The 16,921-nt window shown below is 70.3% G+C and carries 12 protein-coding genes; 3 read left to right on the top strand and 9 right to left on the bottom strand.

Going from position 1 to position 16,921, the window contains the following annotated elements:
• Positions 1–16: 16 nt before the first annotated feature.
• The 3 genes from ABZV44_RS26595 to ABZV44_RS26585 all read right to left on the bottom strand — a co-directional run bounded on the left by ABZV44_RS26595 (position 17) and on the right by ABZV44_RS26585 (position 1,226).
• Positions 17–157 (bottom strand): hypothetical protein, encoded by a 141-nt coding sequence (locus tag ABZV44_RS26595; protein WP_354841601.1) that lies wholly within the window; start codon positions 155–157, stop codon positions 17–19.
• A 23-nt stretch (positions 158–180) separates the two neighbouring features.
• Positions 181–789, bottom strand: coding sequence for a MerR family transcriptional regulator (locus ABZV44_RS26590; protein ID WP_354841599.1), 609 nt, complete (start codon positions 787–789; stop codon positions 181–183).
• A 275-nt stretch (positions 790–1,064) separates the two neighbouring features.
• The gene (locus ABZV44_RS26585; RefSeq protein ID WP_354841596.1) at positions 1,065–1,226 is read right to left on the bottom strand and encodes a hypothetical protein; all 162 of its coding nucleotides are present in this window, start codon (positions 1,224–1,226) and stop codon (positions 1,065–1,067) included.
• Between the two features lie 159 nt (positions 1,227–1,385).
• On the opposite strand from ABZV44_RS26585, the gene ABZV44_RS26580 reads away from it, so the two are divergent.
• The gene (locus tag ABZV44_RS26580; protein WP_354841820.1) at positions 1,386–2,690 is read left to right on the top strand and encodes a hypothetical protein; all 1,305 of its coding nucleotides are present in this window, start codon (positions 1,386–1,388) and stop codon (positions 2,688–2,690) included.
• Here ABZV44_RS26580 and ABZV44_RS26575 read toward each other — a convergent pair.
• From ABZV44_RS26575 to ABZV44_RS26555, 5 genes are all read right to left on the bottom strand, one after another.
• Positions 2,682–3,710, bottom strand: coding sequence for an LLM class flavin-dependent oxidoreductase (locus ABZV44_RS26575; protein WP_354841594.1), 1,029 nt, complete (start codon positions 3,708–3,710; stop codon positions 2,682–2,684). The two genes, ABZV44_RS26580 and ABZV44_RS26575, sit on opposite strands and share 9 nt — an antisense overlap.
• A gap of 51 nt (positions 3,711–3,761) precedes the next feature.
• A complete protein-coding gene (locus ABZV44_RS26570; protein ID WP_354841592.1) occupies positions 3,762–9,785 on the bottom strand; it encodes an amino acid adenylation domain-containing protein in 6,024 nt (2,007 codons plus the stop codon).
• A 138-nt stretch (positions 9,786–9,923) separates the two neighbouring features.
• A complete protein-coding gene (locus ABZV44_RS26565) occupies positions 9,924–11,117 on the bottom strand; it encodes a DUF1501 domain-containing protein (RefSeq protein WP_354841589.1) in 1,194 nt (397 codons plus the stop codon).
• Positions 11,118–11,130: 13 nt separating this feature from the next.
• The gene (locus tag ABZV44_RS26560; protein ID WP_354841587.1) at positions 11,131–12,435 is read right to left on the bottom strand and encodes a DUF1800 domain-containing protein; all 1,305 of its coding nucleotides are present in this window, start codon (positions 12,433–12,435) and stop codon (positions 11,131–11,133) included.
• Between the two features lie 64 nt (positions 12,436–12,499).
• Entirely contained in the window at positions 12,500–13,372 is an 873-nt protein-coding gene (locus ABZV44_RS26555; protein ID WP_354841584.1) for a class I SAM-dependent methyltransferase, read from the bottom strand.
• Between the two features lie 65 nt (positions 13,373–13,437).
• Between ABZV44_RS26555 and ABZV44_RS26550 the strand changes: the two genes are divergently transcribed.
• Both ABZV44_RS26550 and ABZV44_RS26545 read left to right on the top strand, forming a co-directional pair.
• Complete coding sequence (locus tag ABZV44_RS26550) at positions 13,438–14,145, top strand: haloacid dehalogenase type II (RefSeq protein ID WP_354841581.1); 708 nt, start codon at positions 13,438–13,440, stop codon at positions 14,143–14,145.
• 56 nt (positions 14,146–14,201) lie between these two features.
• Positions 14,202–15,545: a TerD family protein gene (locus tag ABZV44_RS26545; protein WP_354841578.1), complete on the top strand. Its 1,344-nt coding sequence runs from the start codon at positions 14,202–14,204 to the stop codon at positions 15,543–15,545.
• A gap of 162 nt (positions 15,546–15,707) precedes the next feature.
• On the opposite strand, the gene ABZV44_RS26540 is transcribed toward ABZV44_RS26545, so the two are convergent.
• Entirely contained in the window at positions 15,708–16,802 is a 1,095-nt protein-coding gene (locus tag ABZV44_RS26540) for a TerD family protein (protein WP_354841575.1), read from the bottom strand.
• Positions 16,803–16,921: the final 119 nt, after the last annotated feature.

Genomic DNA, 16,921 nt, shown 5'->3' with positions numbered 1-16,921 from the left:
CGGGGCACAGCGCGGTTCAGTCCTGTGCACGGCGGCGGGCAGCCGTCTCCAGGTACGCGCCGAGTTCGGATTGCAGCACCTTGCCGAGGGCTCGATCGAGGCTGTCGCGGATCGATCGGGTCCCGAGTTCGCGGAAAGCGTGGCCCCGGCCGGACACCGGGGCCACACTCGCCGACGCGACTACCCCTGCGCGCCACCGGGTTCGAAGCCGGGCGGCAGGTAGCGTCGCCGCTCCTCCTGCATGCGCTCGACATCCTCGGCGCTCACTGCGGCGAAGGCGGCCTCGCGGCGCTGGAACAACTCGGCGCGCTGTTCCTCGGTGAGCTCCCGCATGCGGGCCTCGCGCTGCTGGGCGAGCCGGGTGAATTCCTCCAGTGTCATGGGCTGATTCATGGCCACCATCTCCTCGATCAATCGCAGGAACTCCAGTGCCGACGGCTCGGCCATGCGGTCGAGGCCGTCGCGCACACCGAGCAGGCGGGCGCGCAGGCGCAGGGCCTGTGCGATCCGGCGGTCGAGCACCTCGAGCTGCTGGCGGACCAGGTCCCGGGGGTCCTGATCCGGAGCGTCGGCGACCACGCCCGCGATCTCCTCGAGCGTGAACCCGAAGTCCCGCAACGCGATCACGCGATGCAGCCGCCGCACGTCCGCCTCGCCGTAGCAGCGATGCCCGCCACCGGTGCGCGAGGACGCCGTCACCAGCCCGAGCCGGTCGTAGTGATGCAGCGTCCGTACGGTCACCCCGGTCTCCCGGGCCAATTCCCCGACCCGCCAGGTCCGCTCACCCATCGCGCCTCCCTTTCGGTGTGCTCTACCCACGCTAAAACCTGACGTTACGTCGGTTTCAAGCGTGAGACCGGTCACAAATTCCCGATCCCGACCTGATACTTTTCGGCTATGACGGTCGATTGGGAGTCGACAGGTGGCACGCCAGGGAGCGCGCGAACCAGACCACCGGCCTGGCTGCGAGCTCCGCTGGCGGCCGGCCGAATAACGAAAACGCCCGCCGCCCCGAATGTTTCGAGACAGCGGGCGTCGGCCCGGTGGCCTTGCGCAGCCCGGGCTCAGCGGGTGCTGTGGGCGCCCAGCGCGGCGCTGAAGATCGCGGCGCGGGCACGCGTGGACCGCAGATTGGCCCGCTCCTGAGCGGTCAGCGCCGAGCGGGAACGCTCTGCGAGGACCGAGAGCACGGTCAGCGGGTTACGAGAGAAGTTGATGAAAGCCATGACAGCCCTCCTTCCGGAGTTGCGCCGGCGTAATACCGATTGCACAAACCTCGCGGGTTGCGAGGCACAGAGCGGCAATTATGGCCCACCATCGACCTTTTGGTCAAGTTCCGTTCACCTTCCGTTCACCTTAGGAGAACCATGCCGGATACGAGCTCTATGGGATTGCCGCCCTTGACTCTTGGGGATGGCGAACGGGACGCGCTGCGTGAACTGGCGCGGTTCCCGCTGCTGGATGCCATCTACGGGCGGCGCTCCCGGCGATTTCCGCTGGGCGGGAGTATCCCGGCGGGCCCGCTGGCGTTCACCAGCAAGCACGCCCCACGCGCCCTGAGCGAGCTGGAGCGGGCGGTGGTGCTCAATACCGTCGCGGGCTGGACCGGCTGGCATTTCGGGATCAGCCACCATCCCGGATACGCGCCCGCGTGGCCGAACTACAGCGGGTCGGCGACGGGACGCACTTTTGCCTCGGCGGCCGGATTCCACACCAGCGAGTTCTTCTTCACCGACGACTCCGGGACCTACTTCCTGCCGACCCGCGACGCCCCACCGACGGCGACCTACGCCGAGGGCGAAGGTGCGGCCGAGGACCAGCTGAACGCGCTGCTGGCGCGGGTGATCCGGTTGTCGGACAAGCGCATTCACATTCCGCGCCAGGAGCCGTACCTGGAGGGCCACAACACCTGGATCGCCAATCACCCCGGCTCGCTGCTGGTGATTCCGGTCGCGGATGTGGCACAGCAGCTGCTGGCCAATATCGGGTTCTTCGTCCAGAACGGGTTCGCGCTGTACGACGACATCAACAAGCGCGAGATCCCGGGCGTCGAAAAGTACCGGGACCGTTTGCGTTTCACCGATCCGATCCCGCTCAGCTTCATCGAGCAGTACTCGCTGACCGAGGCCACCGCGGAGCTCATGGCGGCGGTGGTGAACGGCCATCTGCTGCTCGGTGCCATGGGCCTGGGCGGGTGGACCTTCGACGGCATCGACCGGCTCACCGTGCTGGGGGCGTCCGGCGATCCGGAAGTCCCGGGCCTGGGGTTCCGCTATGACGCCGATCCGGAGTGGCCGTTCCCCAATCCCACCGGGCTGCCCGGGGTGTTCGAGGCGTTCTGCCGTCCGCACCACGAGTCCATGGCCGCCGCGGTCGAGGCGCTGGCCGAGCGCAAGTTCGGGCCGGGCGGGCCGTACCACCCGGCCACGCCGGGGCCCTTCGCCGACACCCCGGGCGTTCGCGGCGCCGCCGCGCCGTGGGACCGCCGCTTCCGCGAATTCGTCGCTCTCCAAGCGACTTACATCGACGAGACCTTCGGGAAGTTCCCGGGCACGGTGCCCACGGTCTGGATCATGAACTACCTCCAGGCCCAGCACATCGACCTGGATTTCTACGACACGCTGCTCACCGGCACGGCCTACCTGTCCACCCACCGCGCGCATGACGGCGTCTGGCACGGCTCACACTGAGGCGCGCCGACCTTCCGCGTCGGCGCGCAGTCCTACCGCGTTCGCGAGCCGGCGGTGCGACTCCAAGCGGGCGGTGCGGTCGTAAGTGCTGGTGTGGACCAGGAATTCGTCGGCCCCGGTGCGGCGCACCAGGCGGTCGAGGTCGGCGAGGACCTCGGATTCGGTGCCGTGGATGTGGCCGCGCAGGGCTGCCTCGAACAGCTCGCGCTGGCGATCGGTCATGGGTTCGCGCTCGATGAGCTCGGGCGGGCTCAGGGGCGGGAATTCGCCGCGGGTGCGGGACCAGGCCGCCGACCAGGCCTCGGGCAGGAGCAGGCGGTGGGCCTGCTCGGTGGTGTCGGCGATGACGACCGAGCCGGAGAGGACGACATACGGTTCGTCGCCGCCGGGGCCCGGTCGGAAGCCGGTGCGATACCGCTCGATCGCCTCCACCATGGCGTCCACACCGGACACGGGCGCAATGACCAGGGGCAGGCCGAAGCGAGCGGCACGCTCGGCCCCGGAACCGGTGGCGAGCAGGAAGGCGGGCACCCGCAGGCCCTCCGCGGGCCAGGCGTGCACCCCCTGGCGGCCACCCGCGAAATAGGCCAGCAGCTCGGACAATTGGGCGTCGAAGTCCTCGGCGTCGCGCCGGTCGTGGCCGAGGGCGCGGCGCACGCCGCCGGTGAAGCCGACCGAGCGGCCCAGGCCCATATCGATGCGGCCGGGATACAGCGATTCCAGGACACCGAACTGTTCGGCGACGATCAGCGGCTGATGATTGGGCAGCATCACGCCGCCCGTGCCGACGCGGATGCGGGAGGTGGCCGCGGCAATGGCGGCGGCCAGGACCGTCGGCGCGGACCCGGCCACGCCGGGCACGCTGTGGTGTTCGGAGACCCAGAAGCGGTAGTAGCCCCACTCCTCGGCGAGCCGGGCGAACTCGACGGTCTCGCGCAGGGCCTCCGGGTGCGGCTGGTCCAGGCGCACCCGGGAGCGGTCCAGGATGGAGAAGCGGATCGCCCGCAGTGCCGCAGTCATGGTCAGTGCCAACGCAGGCGACGGGCATTGATTCCGGGCGCGCGATCCGGGTCACAGCGGCGGCGGTGGGAGGAAGCCGGTGGCGACGTAGTAGTCGAGGTAGCGCTTCAGGGTCACCTGGTCGGCGCCGGGACAGGCGGAGTCCGGATCGCTCGGGGCCCCGGTGATCTCGGTCGAATAGTTGACGGTGAGTGCGGCCGCCCGCACCAGCAGGTCATCGGCTCCGGGTTGTTCGGCCGCGGTCAGCAGCGCGGTCGTGAATTCGGCCGGGTCGACGAGGTCGATTCGATAGCCCCGGCCCAGGAGTTCGTCGCGAATGGATTTGAGGGACAAAGTCCTTCCCGGCAGCAAGCCGACAGTGCCGGGCCCCGAGGGCTCGGATGCCGCGGCCACGATGGCCGCGGCCGCCTGGTCGACGGGCAACATGGCGACCTCGGCGTCCGGCAGCTCGGGTGCGAGGCCGAGGACCAGCATGGCGCGCAGCATGGTCCACCAGGCGTCGTCGGTGCCGGCGGCGCCGGTGTGGGAATCGCCGGTGATCAGGCCGGGGCGGTAGACGCGAGCGGTCAGGCCGCGCTCGGCGGCGGTCCGGACGAGGTGTTCGGCAACCCATTTCGTAGCGACGTAGCCCGGCAGACCGTGCGGGAGCGCGACGTCGGCGACCGAGACGGTCGAGATGTAGTGGACCGGCTTGCAGCGACCCGTGGTGGCCAGTCGCAGGACCTCCACCGTGCCGCCGACGTTGGCGTCGCGCATACGGGCATACGGCTCGAGGTGGTTGACGAGGGCGGCGTTGTGGTAGATCACGTCGATCCGCAGGGTCAGTTCGGTGAATTCCGCCGGGGTCAGGCCGAGCAAGGGTCGGGTGAGATCGCCGGGGACAGCGGCGATTCGATGGATGTCGGCGGAGATGTCGATGCCGAAGCGGGTGGCGTTCGCGGAGATCCGGTCGCGGGCGGCGGAGGCATCGCGGGCGCGTGTCAGGCAGTGGATGGTGGCGGAGGTTCGGTCGAGCAGCTCCCGCAGCAGGAAGACGCCGAGGAATCCTGTCGCACCGGTGAGCAGAATGGCGGCGGGCTCGCCGGGGCGCGGCGCGGGGAGGCCCGCGGCGGTGATTTCCGGGGCCAGGGCCGTGTCGGCCGAGGGGTCGGGTTCTGCGCCGGTCGGGGCCGAATCCGGCCGCAGCGCGGCGGCGAGTTCCCGCACCTGTGGATGGGCGAAGAGGTGAGTGAGCGGCACGGGAAGGCCGAGCCGGTCGGCCAGGGCGGCGCGAACCCGGATGGCGGACAGTGAGTTTCCGCCGAGCACGAAGAAGTCGTCCTCGCGGCCGACCCGATCGATGCCCAGTTCCGCACTGAGCACCTGCGCAATGACCAGTTCTTCGGGTGTCTCCGGGGCACGGTATTCCCGCACCGGGAGTTCGGGATCGGGTAGCGCGGACCGGTCCAGTTTGCCCGTCGGTCCGAGGGGGAAGGCTTGGATCACGGTCAGCTGGGCCGGAATCATATAGCCGGGCAGCCGCTTTCGGGCCGTCGCGAGCACGTCGGAGAGGTCCGCGCCGGCCTCGCCGGTGCGCAGATATCCCACCAGCCGGCCCCGGCGGATCGCCACGACGGCCTCGGCGACGGCGGGGTGCGCGCGCAGTGCGGCCTCCACCTCACCGGGTTCGATGCGCAGGCCGCGCAGCGTGAGCTGGAAGTCCGTGCGGCCCAGGTATTCCAGGCCACCGCGATGGGTACGCCGGACCAGGTCGCCGGTCCGGTACATGCGCTCCCCCGTAGTGGTGAAGGGATCGGCTACGAAGTGATCCGCCGTGGCGCCCGCCTGTCCGAGGTAACCGCGGGCGAGTTGAGCACCCGCGACGTACAGCTCCCCGGGCGTGCCCACGGGCACGGGGTGCAGCCGGGAATCGAGGACGTAGGCGCGCGAATTCCAGTGCGGCGCACCGATGGACACCGGTGCGTCGCCCACGTGCGTGACCTCGGCGCCGGTCACGGAGATGGTGGCCTCGGTGGGCCCGTACAGGTTGTGCAGCCGGGCCGGGCCGGCGGCGGTGAACCGCGCGATCAGCTCGGCGGGCAGGGCTTCACCACCGGCCCACACCACACGCAGTGCCCCGAAGGCTCCCGCCGGAGCATGGTCCAGCAGCGCGCGCAGCAGAGACGGCACGGCGAGGAAGGCCGACACCCGGTGGCGGGCCATGAGATCGGCCAGGTGCCCGGGATCGGTGCGGCCCGGACCCGACGGGATCACCAGGTGCGCACCCACGGCAAGCGGGACCGTGGCACCGATCAGCGAGGCGTCGAAAGTAGCGGGCACCAACTGGAGATAGGTATCGCGTTCGGTCAGCTGGTATTCGGCGGTGAAGAACGCTATGTAGCCGGTGAGGGCGGCATGTGGGACGCCGACGGCCTTGGGGCGGCCGGTGGACCCGGATGTGAAGATCACATAGGCGAGGTCCTGATCGCGCAGCGGCCGCAACCGATCGGCGTCGGTCACCGGATCGGCGGAGAACCCGGACAGCTCAGCGGAATTCAGCAGATCGGCCGTCACCGTGCACACCGGCGCGGCCGCGGCCAGCATGGCCTCGATCCGGTCGGCGGGCTGGCCCGGGTCGATCGGCATGAACGCGCCACCGGCCTGCACGACGGCGTAGAGGCATACCACCAGATCGGGGCCGGGATCCAGCGTGGCGCAGACCCTGGCACCAGGGCCGACGCCCAGCCCGATCAGCGTGCGTGCCAGGCGATTCGATCGCTCGGCGAGCTCACCGTAGGTCAGTGCGGCACCTTCTCCGGTCACCGCAATCGCGTCGGGTGTTCGGTGGGCCTGGTCCGTGAACGCGTCGAACATGAACCTGTGTGGCACCGCGTGATTCGGCCCGGCCGTCACGAAGGTCGCGAGTTCGGCAGCCTCGGTGAGCGGCAGGTCCCCGACCGCCCGCTCCGGGTCGGCGGTGACCGCAGCGAGCAGCGCGGTCAGCCGCGCGCCGAGCCGGGCGATGGTCGGATCGTCGAACAGATCGACGGCGTACCGCCACGAACAGTTCAGTCCCGCAGCACCTTCGGCGTCGCGCTGCGGGACGACGGTCAATTGCAGATCGACGGGTGAGAAGGTCTCACCGAGATCGGCCGCGGTGACCGTCAGACCGGGCAGCCGCAGCACCTGAGCGCCGAATTCCTGGAAGGACAGAGCCACCTGGAACAGCGGGTGATACGCCCGGCTGCGCGGCGGGTCCAGGTCGGCCACCAGCCGTTCGAAGGGCAGTTCGGCATGGGCGAGGGCGGTCAGGTCGATGGCGCGCACCCGGTCGAGCAGGCGGGCGAAGCTCTCCGCCGGGTCGATGCGGGTGCGCAGGACCAGGGTATTGACGAACATGCCGACCACATCGTCGAGTTCGGGTTCGCCGCGGCCCGCGACCGGCGCGCCCACCGCCACATCCGTGGTCCCGGCCAGCCGGGCCAGCACGACCGCCAGCGCCGCATGTAGCAGCATGAACACCGAGACGCCGCGGGCACGGGCCAGTTCCTCCAGCGCCCGGTGCAGGGTGGCGTCCACCCGGAAGTGCCGGGCCGCACCGCGATGCGACGCGACCGGCGGGCGCGGGCGATCGGTGGGCAGGTCCAGCAGTGGGGGCAGGCCCGCCAGCGCCTCGCGCCAGTACCGCAGTCGAGTGGCCAGCAGTGAGCCGGGATCCGATGCCGCGCCCAGCAATTCGCGCTGCCAGATCGCGTAGTCCGCGTACTGCACACGCAGTGGCGGCCAGTCGGGGGCCGTGCCGCGGGTGCGGGCGGTGTAGGCGGTCATGAGGTCGCGGGTCAACGGGACCATCGAGAAGCCGTCCGCGGACAGGTGGTGGATCACGACGGCCAGCACATGCTCGTGGTCGGCGATCCGGAACAGCCGCACCCGCACCGGAACCTCGGCGGTGACGTCGAATCCCGTGGCCGCCAATGCGGTCAGCCGCGGCCTCACCTCGAACTCGGCGATGTCGACCGGCGCCAGATCCCACTGGACCGCGGCGGCGGACCGGATGTCCTGATGGCCGGTGCCGTGATGCTCGGGATAGCTCGTCCGCAGCGCCTCGTGCCGGTCGAGCAGATCACGCACGGCGAGTTCCAGAGCCGCCGTGTCGAGTTCGCCGGACAGGCGCAGTGCGAACGGGATGTTGTAGGTCGCCGATCCCGGGTCCAGGCGCGCCAGGAACCACAGGCGCTGCTGTGCCGGCGACAGCGGCACCCGGGTCGCGCGGTGCGACCGCGCCGTCAGCGGTGGCCGGTCGCCGGCGTCGAGCCCGTCGACGACCGCTGCCAGCTCGGCCACCGTCGAATGCTCGAAGATCAACTGCACGGGCACCCGGGTGCCCCGATCCGCACCCAGGCGTCCGGCCAATCGGATGGCGAGCAGGGAGTTTCCGCCGAGCTCGAAGAAATCGTCGGCCGCGCCGATCCGGCCCACTCCGAGCAGTTCCGTGAAGGCGGCGGCCACGGCACGCTCGGTGGCGGTCGACGACGGCCGGTACGAACGCACGGCGACGGTGGGCTCGGGCAGGGCGGCCCGATCCAGCTTGCCGGACGGAGTCAGCGGAACGGCGTTGATCACGGTGAGGGCCGCCGGGACGGCATGACGTGGAAGCTGTTGCCGCGCATACTCGGCCAGGCTCGCGGTATCCACGATCGCGTCCGATGCGGGCACCACGTACGACACCACACCATCGGCCCCGCTGCGCAGGCGGCGCACGAGAGTGATTGCGAAGGCCACGGATTCATGTGCGGACAGGACGGCGTCGATCTCATCGAGCTCCACCCGGATGCCCCGGAGCTGCACCTGCGAATCGTTGCGGCCCAGATATTGCAGCGCCGGGACGCCGCCCCGGCCGCTGATCCAGCGCACCACATCACCGGTGCGATAGAGGCGCTCCCCCTTGCCATCCGGGTGCGCCACGAAGCGGGTGGCGGTCAGCCCGGGACGCTCGTGATACCCGCGTGCCAGGCCCGGCCCGGCCAGGTACAGCTCACCGGCCACCGCCGTCGGCACCGGCCGGAGCCGGGCGTCCAGGACGAGCGCGGTCACCCCGGCGATCGGTCCACCGATATCGACGGTGTCCGCGCTGGTCAGCGCGGCGCTGATGGTCGCGGCGACGGTGGTTTCGGTCGGGCCGTAGAGATTGAAGAGGGACCGTCCCGGCGACCAGCGTGCGACCAGATCAGGCGGGCACTCCTCGCCGCCCGCGACCACCACCGCCAGGTCGGGCAGCCCGCTCGCCGCCAGTCCGGCCAGAGCGGCCGGGGTCAGGAAGGCGTGCGTCACCCGCTCGGCGCGCAGCAGGTCCGCTAGTTCGCCACCGCCATAGCAGTCCGCGGGCGCGAGCACCATGGTCGCGCCGGCTCCGACGGCCAGCAGCAGTTCGAGCACGGCGGCGTCGAAGCTCGGGGAGGCGAAGTGCAGGGTACGGGACTCGGCGGTGACGGCGAAGCGGCGGGACTGCTCGGCACAGAGCCCGGCGAGGCCGGAATGCGTGACGGCCACGCCTTTCGGGGCCCCGGTCGAGCCGGAGGTGTAGATGACATACGCGATGTCCCCGCCGTGCAGGCGGCGGGTGCGTTCGGTGAAGTGCAGGGATTCCGCCGAGGCGTCGGCCACGAGCGTGGCGCAGTCGGGCGCGTCGAGTTCGAGCCAGTCGAGGGCAGCGCCGAGCCGGTCGCGGAGTGCGGCCAGGGTGAGCCCGCAACGCGCGCCCGCGTCGGCGAGCATGTGCGCCACCCGATCCGGCGGATAGCCGGGGTCGACCGGCACGAAGGCCGCGCCCGATTTGGCCACCGCCCAGACCGCGACCACCGCCTCGGGTGAACGCGGCAGCGCCAGCACCACCCGGTCGCCCGGACCCAGCCCCCGAGCCACCAGCACCCGCGCCAGGCGGGTGGATCGCTCGTCGAGCTCGGCATATGTCAGCGACTGCGCGCCCGCGCGCAGTGCGATCCCGGACGGATTACCCTCCGCCGCCGCGGCCAGCAGCTGGGGCAGCAGTCGGATCCGTGGGTGGCGGCGGCCATGCGTGTTTTTCGCCCGGCCCACCGCAGAAACATCGGCGCGCACCGGTTCCTACTCTCAGCCTCGATTCGCCTTCCCACACGAGCGAACTGAATACCGCGTTCCGGGCCGGTCGGCAACACGTACGGGTGTGGCGGGGCCGACATTCCGGGCACGCCGCGGTCAGGCGGAGAGCAGGCCGAGGTCACGGCGACCGGAACCGACCACCGGGGTGGGGTCGGTGGCGAGGACCCGGTGCAGCAGTTCGTGATAGACGTCGCGGAAGTCGACGGTCACCTTCAGGTCGCCATTGTCGAGGTCGGTGAGGCTGGGCTCGTCGCCGTGGAAGCCGCCCGCCACCGACGCCCCGGCCAGGAAGACGGGTCCCGCGGTGCCGTGATCGGTGCCCTGCGAAGCATTGGCGGCCACCCGGCGGCCGAATTCGCTGTAGGCCATCAGCACCACATCGCGGCCGCGCGGATGCGTGGAGAGGTCCTTCAGGAAGGCGGTGACCGCCTCGTCCAGGCGGCCCAGCAATTGCTCCTGGGTGTGCCGTTCGTCGGCGTGGGTGTCGAAGCCGCCCAGGCTGACCGAGTAGACCCGGGTGGGGACACCGGCCTTGACGCACTGGGCGACCAGGTCCAGCTGCGCGGTCAGGGGGTTCGCGGCCGTCTTCCCGGGCGACTTCAGGGACGAAAAAGTCTGCCGGACAGTCTGTTCGGCCTGGTAGCCGGTGCAGACCCGGGCCCGCGCCGGGCTGTCGGAGGCGTCGGCGGCGGCCAGGCCGGACAGGACCGCCGCCAGGTCGTCGGACAGCGGCGCGGACGCTGGATCCAGCGCTGCCGCAGTGTGTTTCGCCCCCAGGGCGAGCTGGGGCAGGACGGGCCCGATATTGACCGCGCGGACCGGATCGTCACCGGTCGCGTCCAGCCAGCGGCCGATCCATCCGGTCTGTACCGGCTCGTCGGGTGAGGCCGTCTGCCAGATGTCCATGGAACGGAAGTGGCTGTGGTCGGGTTCGGGATAACCGACCCCGCGCACAATGGCGAGGGTGCGGTCGCGCCACAGGCCGGACAGGCCCTTCAAGGCCGGGTTGAAGCCCAGTTGGTCATCCAGGTGCAGGACTTCCTCGGGACGGTAGGACAGCTCGGGGCGCGCGTCGTGATAGGCGTTGTCCGCGTAGGGAATCACGGTGCTGATGCCGTCATTGCCGCCGTAGAGGGTGAGCACCACCAGAATTCCGGAACCGGCGGCCAGTGGGGTGGTGACGGCGCGCTGCTGCAGCTCGTCCCAGGTGATCACGGAGGCGCCGGCCACGCCGAGCGCGCTCAGCACGCCGGTGCCGACCAGGAACTGTCTGCGACTGAATTGTGGCATGGCGGTGTGGCTTTCAGCTGGTGAGGTATTCGGGCGTATTGATGGCGAGCGCGGCCAGCCGGGGCGGCTGATCGACGGCGGGCGCGAGCACGGCGGCGCTGCGCTCGGACCAGGAACCGACGCCGAGCAGGTAGGCGGTGGCGTCCAGGCGGTCGCCCCGGCCCGCCCGCGTGATCGGCGACAGGTCGGCCTGCTTCATCAGATCCAGTGCCGCCGTGAGCCGTAGCTGCGCGGCGGCACTCGACATCCAGCCCTGCCCGCGCGGCCAGCCGCCGACGGTGGGCGGATAGAAGGGCAGCTGGCCGAGTTTGCGCAGCGTCCCGGCGAGGGCGCGGGCATCGGCGTCCGCGGTCAGCGGGATCTGGAAGGCCCGCACGGCGGCGATCAGCCATTCCACCGGCCCGTGGACGACGGTGTCGCGGGCAGTGGTGAATTCGGGATCGGTGCAGACCGCGGTCACCAGGGCGGACAGGTCCCGGCCGGGACCGTAGGCGGCGGTGAGGCGGTTCAGGGCGGCATCGGAGGGCGGATCGTCGGAGGCCAGCTGCTGCCACAGTCGCCCGGCCACGAAGCGCGGTGACTCCGGGCGGGCGAGCACGGCATCGCAGAACGACCGGGCGTCCAGTGAACCCGTCACGCCCAGCACGGTTTTCGAGCCCCGGTCGTGGCGTTCGACGTCGAAGGTGGCCGCACCACCGGTGATGGTCCAGCCGGTCAGGGCCCGGGCGCCCTCGCGGACATCGGTCTCGGTGTACCCATTGCCGTGGCCGAGCGCGAAGAGCTCCATGAACTCGCGGGACAGGTTCTCGTTGGGCGCCTTCGCGGTATTCGCGACACCGTCCAGCCAGCGCAGCATGGCCGGATCGGTGAGCATGGCGTAGGCGAGCGCGGCGAAGTCACCCGCGCCGCCGGCCCGCAGCGTCCGGTTCTGCGTGGCCATCTCGGCGGCATTGCGCACCTTGGTGGCCGAGGTGGCGAAGTGGTTGTGCCACAGCAGGGTCAGCTTCTCCCGGACCGGGACCCGGACGGCCGCCATGCGCCGCAGCCACCACCAGGTCAGCGTGTCCAGCTGACCGGTGATCTGCGCCTGGTACTGCTTGCGGGCCTCGGCCGTCGCGCCCTTGCCGAGCGGGGCGGGCGGAACCAGCTCCGGCACGGGGGTGGCCCGCGCGCCCGGATCGGCCTCGGGGTCGGCGGTCAGCGCGGCGCGCAGGTAGCCCGCCACATCCGGGACCGCGTCGATCTCGGACCCGGTCGCCCCGAACCCGGTCCGGCGCAGCACCCGCGCGGTACGCATCCACTCCGCAGACTTGCCCATGTCCCCGAGTATCGAGCGCCCGCGCGCCCGCTCAGCGGGCCCGGCACGGAGTTTCAGGCAATCTTCAGTCCCCGACCGGCCCGCGAACCGCGTGCAGCAGCGGCGCGCGGCCCCTCCCCGGCGGCAGATCGGCCAGCGGTTCGCCGAGGTACTCCTCGAACAATCCCGACAGCGACCGCAGCTCGACCGTCTCGAAACCCACTGAGCGCAGCAGGTTCTCGATCTCCTCGGGTTCGAAGTAACTCAGCCACGGCTCGTTCAGCGCCGCGATCCGCTCGGCCCGCGCCCGCACCTCGGCGCGCTCCTCGTCCGTGTTCCCCCCGCTCAGGTAGTCGAGCACGACATGCACCGGCTGCCCCTGACCCACGATGAACCGCAGGGTCTCCTCGATGGCGGCCCGGGTCAGATACATGACCACACCGAGCCAGACGAACACCGCCGACCGCTCCCGATCGAACCCGGCGGCAGCCAATCCCCCTGCCAGCGTTCCGGTTTCGAAATCCACCGGAACGAACGTGAGCGACTCCGGAATCTCGATCCCGGCCTGTGCGAGCATCTCACGCTTCCACTCCTGCGTGTCCGGATGGTCGACCTCGAACACCCGCAGACCGGGATACGGATTCCGATAGCCGAACGTATCCAGCCCCGCCCCCAGAATCACCACCTGCGTGGTCCCGTCGGCCACCGCCGCGGCCACCACCTCCTCGGCGAACCGAGCCCGCGCCGCCAGGAAATACCGCCGCACCCGCTGCCGCGGATCGTTCCCGCCCGGCCGATCCAGGGTCGCGGTATCCAGATCCCCGATCCGATCCACCGTCATCCCCAGAATTCGCGCCGCCAGCGGATCGGTGAACACCCGAGGCTCCCCCGAAAGCTGGTGATGGGCCCGCGCATACGCGGTAGCCAACGCCGTCCTGCTCGCCCTACCCGTCTCCATGGGCTCAGCCTAGAACCGTCCCCGGCCGTCGGAACTATGACAAACAACTCGCCTAGTCTTCGGCTGTGGACGTATTGAGCCCGAAGGCGCTGTTGTTCGATGTGCAGGGGACCGCTACCGATTTCCATTCGACCATCCGGCGGACGGCCGAGGCCGCGCTCGCAGGTGAGCGGCCGGGAGCGGACTGGGGCGCGTTCGTGAACGAGTGGCGGGCCGCGTATTTCGCGGCGACGTCGCAGCGGCCGGAGCAGGGGCCCTGGGTGAGCGTGGCCTCGGTGTACCGGAAGACGCTGGACCCGCTGCTCGAGGCGAGGGGGATCTCGATCGGGGTGCCGGAGCGGGACGAGCTGGCCCGGGCCTGGGCTCGGCTCGACCCGTGGCCGGATACGGTGGCGGGGCTGCGGCGGTTGCGGGGACGGTTCACGCTGGCGACGCTGTCGAACGCGGATGTCAGTGCCGTGGTGGAGATTTCGCGGCACGGCGAGCTGCCGTGGCATGCCGTGTTCGCGGCGGAGATGGCCGGGGTGTTCAAGCCGGATCCGCGGACCTACCGGCTCGCGGCGCGGTACCTGGGGCTGGAACCCGCCGAGATCATGATGGTGGCCAGCCACAAGTACGACATCCGGGCGGCCGGCGAGCTCGGATTCCGGACGGCGTTCATCACGCGCCCGCTGGAGTACGGCGATCCCGAACTCGGCGATGCGGAGTTCTCGGACGAATTCGATATCAATGCCGTGGATTTCCTCGACCTGGCCGATCAGCTCGGCTGCTGAGGGCACCCCGGTCTCCTACAGTGGCAAGTGGGCGTCTCGATACGGGAGGATCGGCCTTGTCCACAACGCTTGTGAAGGGTCAGAACGGACCGCTCACCGCGCCGGAGGTGGTGGTTTCCGTCCGGGTCGCGGCGGTCGCCGCGCTGTCCGCGCTGCTGGTGACCGAGCACGGGAAGGTGCGCTCGGACGCGGATTTCGTGTTCTACAACCAGCCGGCCGGGCCCGGGGTGCGGCTGCGGAACGGGGAGGCGGGGCAGCCCGCCGAACTGTCGGTGGCGCTGACCCAGGTGCCCGCCGACATCACCCAGATCCGGGCGGTGATCACGCTCGACGAGGCCGGGTCCACCTTCGGCCGCATCGCGCCGCCGATCGCGCTGGTCTCCGATGAACACGGGAATCCGCTGTACGAGTACAAGATCGAGGATCTGCAGAGCGAATCGATCGTGATCGCGGTCGAGCTGTACCGGCGCTACGGCAACTGGAAGGTGCGCGCGGTCGGCCAGGGCTATGCGGGCGGCTTCGCGGCCCTGGTCACCGACCACGGGGTCACCGTCGAGGAAGCGCCGCCCGCCGAGACCCGCAACGCTCCGCCGCCCCCGCCGCCGTCCCCCACGGCCTACCCGCCGCCGGTCGAGCCGACCTACGTCACGCCGAACTCGCCGTATCCCACTCAGCCGCCGCCGAACTCGCCGTATAGCACTCAACCACCGCCGACTTCACCGTATCCTGCTCAGCCCCAGCAGAATTCGGCGTATCAGGTCCCGCCGCCCCCGAACCCCGCGCCGCCGACAGGTGACGGCGGACTCTCACGCGGGCGACCGGTGAACCTGTCCAAGGGCCAGCGCGTCACCCTGCGCAAGGACGGCGGTGTCGCGCTGACCCGGATTCGGATGGGGCTCGGCTGGGATCCCGCCCGGCAGGGCGGTCTGTTCGGGCGGCGACCGGTGAACATCGACCTGGACGCCTGGGTGGCCATGTTCGCCGACCGGCACCTGGTGGACGTGGCGTACTACGGGCAGCTGACGTCCAAGGACGGCTCCATCCGGCATTCGGGCGACAACCTGACCGGTGAGGGCGCCGCCGGGGACGACGAGGTGATCCTGGTCGACCTCAGCCGGGTGCCACGCCAGGTGAACACGCTGCTGTTCATCGTCACCTCGTATCAGGGCCACACCTTCGAGCAGGTCAGCAATGCCTACTGCCGGCTGGTGGACGACACCACGCAGGCCGAGCTGGCGCGATACGCGCTGGCGGGTGGCATGCCGTTCACGGCGATTGCCATGGCCAAGGTCTTCCGCGCGAACGGCGAGTGGGCCCTGCAGGCCATCGGGGAGGGCTTCCAGGCCAAGCATCCGGGCGAGGCCGTCCCGCAGCTGGGCCGGTTCATCACCGTCTCCTGAGAGCACGACGCCCGCCGGAAACGGGGCGCGCCCGGATCGGACGCGCCCCGCCGCGAACCGAACCGGGAATCAGGCCCCGTAACCCGGTTGAACCTGTTCACCCGCGGCATACCGGCCACTCGCCGGAAAACTCGGCCGGGTGAACCGGCCGAGGTCCGGAACTCAGAGGAACTTACCGACCTGCGACGCTGCCTCGACCGGATGTCCGGCCTGGATCGGGTGACCGAGCGCCTGCACCTTCCAGATGCCGTCCTCGCGATGCACTTTCGCCACCACCATGCCGGTGTGCGGGCCGCCCGAGCTCAGGTTGGACCGGGTGAGCTCGGCGCTGTTGGTGCCGTCGATCAAGCGCCAGAAGGCATTACGCACCCGCTCGAAGGTGTGCCCCGCGTAGGAGGTGATGACGAAGACGATGGCGGTGACGTGCGAGCCGACCCGGGTCAGGTCGACCGTGATGACCTCGTCGTCGCCCTTGCCCTCACCGGTGAGGTTGTCGCCGGAGTGCCGGATGGCGCCGTCCTTGGTCACCAGCTGGCCGTAGTACGCGGCGTCCACCAGATCGTGCCCGGCGTACACCAGGGCCGAGGCGTCCAGATCGATCTCGACCGGACGCGAACCCCACTTGTGCTGCACGTGGACGGGATCCCAGCCCAGCCCCATCTTGACGAAGCTCAGGTCGGCGCCCTGCCGCCGCAGCGCGACCGTGTCGCCGACCCGCAGCACCGGCGCGATGACGGGCGCGGCCGAGCGCGCCGGCTGCGGCGAGGTGCTGATCGACACGCCGTGATCGGCGAGCAGTGCCGCGAAGCCGCCGGGATGGCCGAAGCCGACCGCCCGGGCATACCAGCCGTCGGCGCCGCGGTCCAGATCCACCGCCGCCACCGTCGACTCATTGCCGAGACCGTCGATAACGTACTCGTACAACGGGATTCCGTGTTCGTCGGCGATGCCGATGTGCGGTGCGGGATAGTCGCCGAGGCGGCCGTCGCGGTCGTCCAGGGTGACCACGATGCGAATGTGCGCCACCCCCTGCGGTACCGACGCCAGGCTGACGGCGACGGCGTTCTGCCCGGGCACCAGCTGGATGCCGGGGCCCGCGGGTTGGTTGTAGAAGATCAGGTCGTTGTCGTCGCGGACGGCGCCCCGATCGGTGAGAAGCAGCGCGGCCAGATCGATACCCGCGCTGAAGTGCACCGTCACGGTGATATCCGCGACGCCCAGTTCACCGGTCTGCCCTTGGGTTAGAAGTGCGGCCACGCTCCCACTTTATGGGAACCATGGGTCACCCGGACGAAACGAAGCGATATCGCTTTTACGCGCGCGAACCTTAGGACATGTCACAGCGTCAGGCCATCCCCCGGTGAATCGTTTTATGC

Source organism: Nocardia sp. NPDC004860 (assembly GCF_040609015.1).
Taxonomy (GTDB): domain Bacteria; phylum Actinomycetota; class Actinomycetes; order Mycobacteriales; family Mycobacteriaceae; genus Nocardia.
This window is presented reverse-complemented; position numbering and strand designations above follow the sequence as displayed.

What these genes read in the sequence shown, in the direction of transcription:
- ABZV44_RS26590 (WP_354841599.1), bottom strand. Translation starts at nt 789, where the DNA reads ATGGGTGAGCGGACCTGGCGGGTCGGGGAATTGGCCCGGGAGACCGGG.
- ABZV44_RS26585 (WP_354841596.1), bottom strand. Translation starts at nt 1,226, where the DNA reads ATGGCTTTCATCAACTTCTCTCGTAACCCGCTGACCGTGCTCTCGGTC.
- ABZV44_RS26580 (WP_354841820.1), top strand. Translation starts at nt 1,386, where the DNA reads ATGGGATTGCCGCCCTTGACTCTTGGGGATGGCGAACGGGACGCGCTG.
- ABZV44_RS26575 (WP_354841594.1), bottom strand. Translation starts at nt 3,710, where the DNA reads ATGACTGCGGCACTGCGGGCGATCCGCTTCTCCATCCTGGACCGCTCC.
- ABZV44_RS26565 (WP_354841589.1), bottom strand. Translation starts at nt 11,117, where the DNA reads ATGCCACAATTCAGTCGCAGACAGTTCCTGGTCGGCACCGGCGTGCTG.
- ABZV44_RS26560 (WP_354841587.1), bottom strand. Translation starts at nt 12,435, where the DNA reads ATGGGCAAGTCTGCGGAGTGGATGCGTACCGCGCGGGTGCTGCGCCGG.
- ABZV44_RS26555 (WP_354841584.1), bottom strand. Translation starts at nt 13,372, where the DNA reads ATGGAGACGGGTAGGGCGAGCAGGACGGCGTTGGCTACCGCGTATGCG.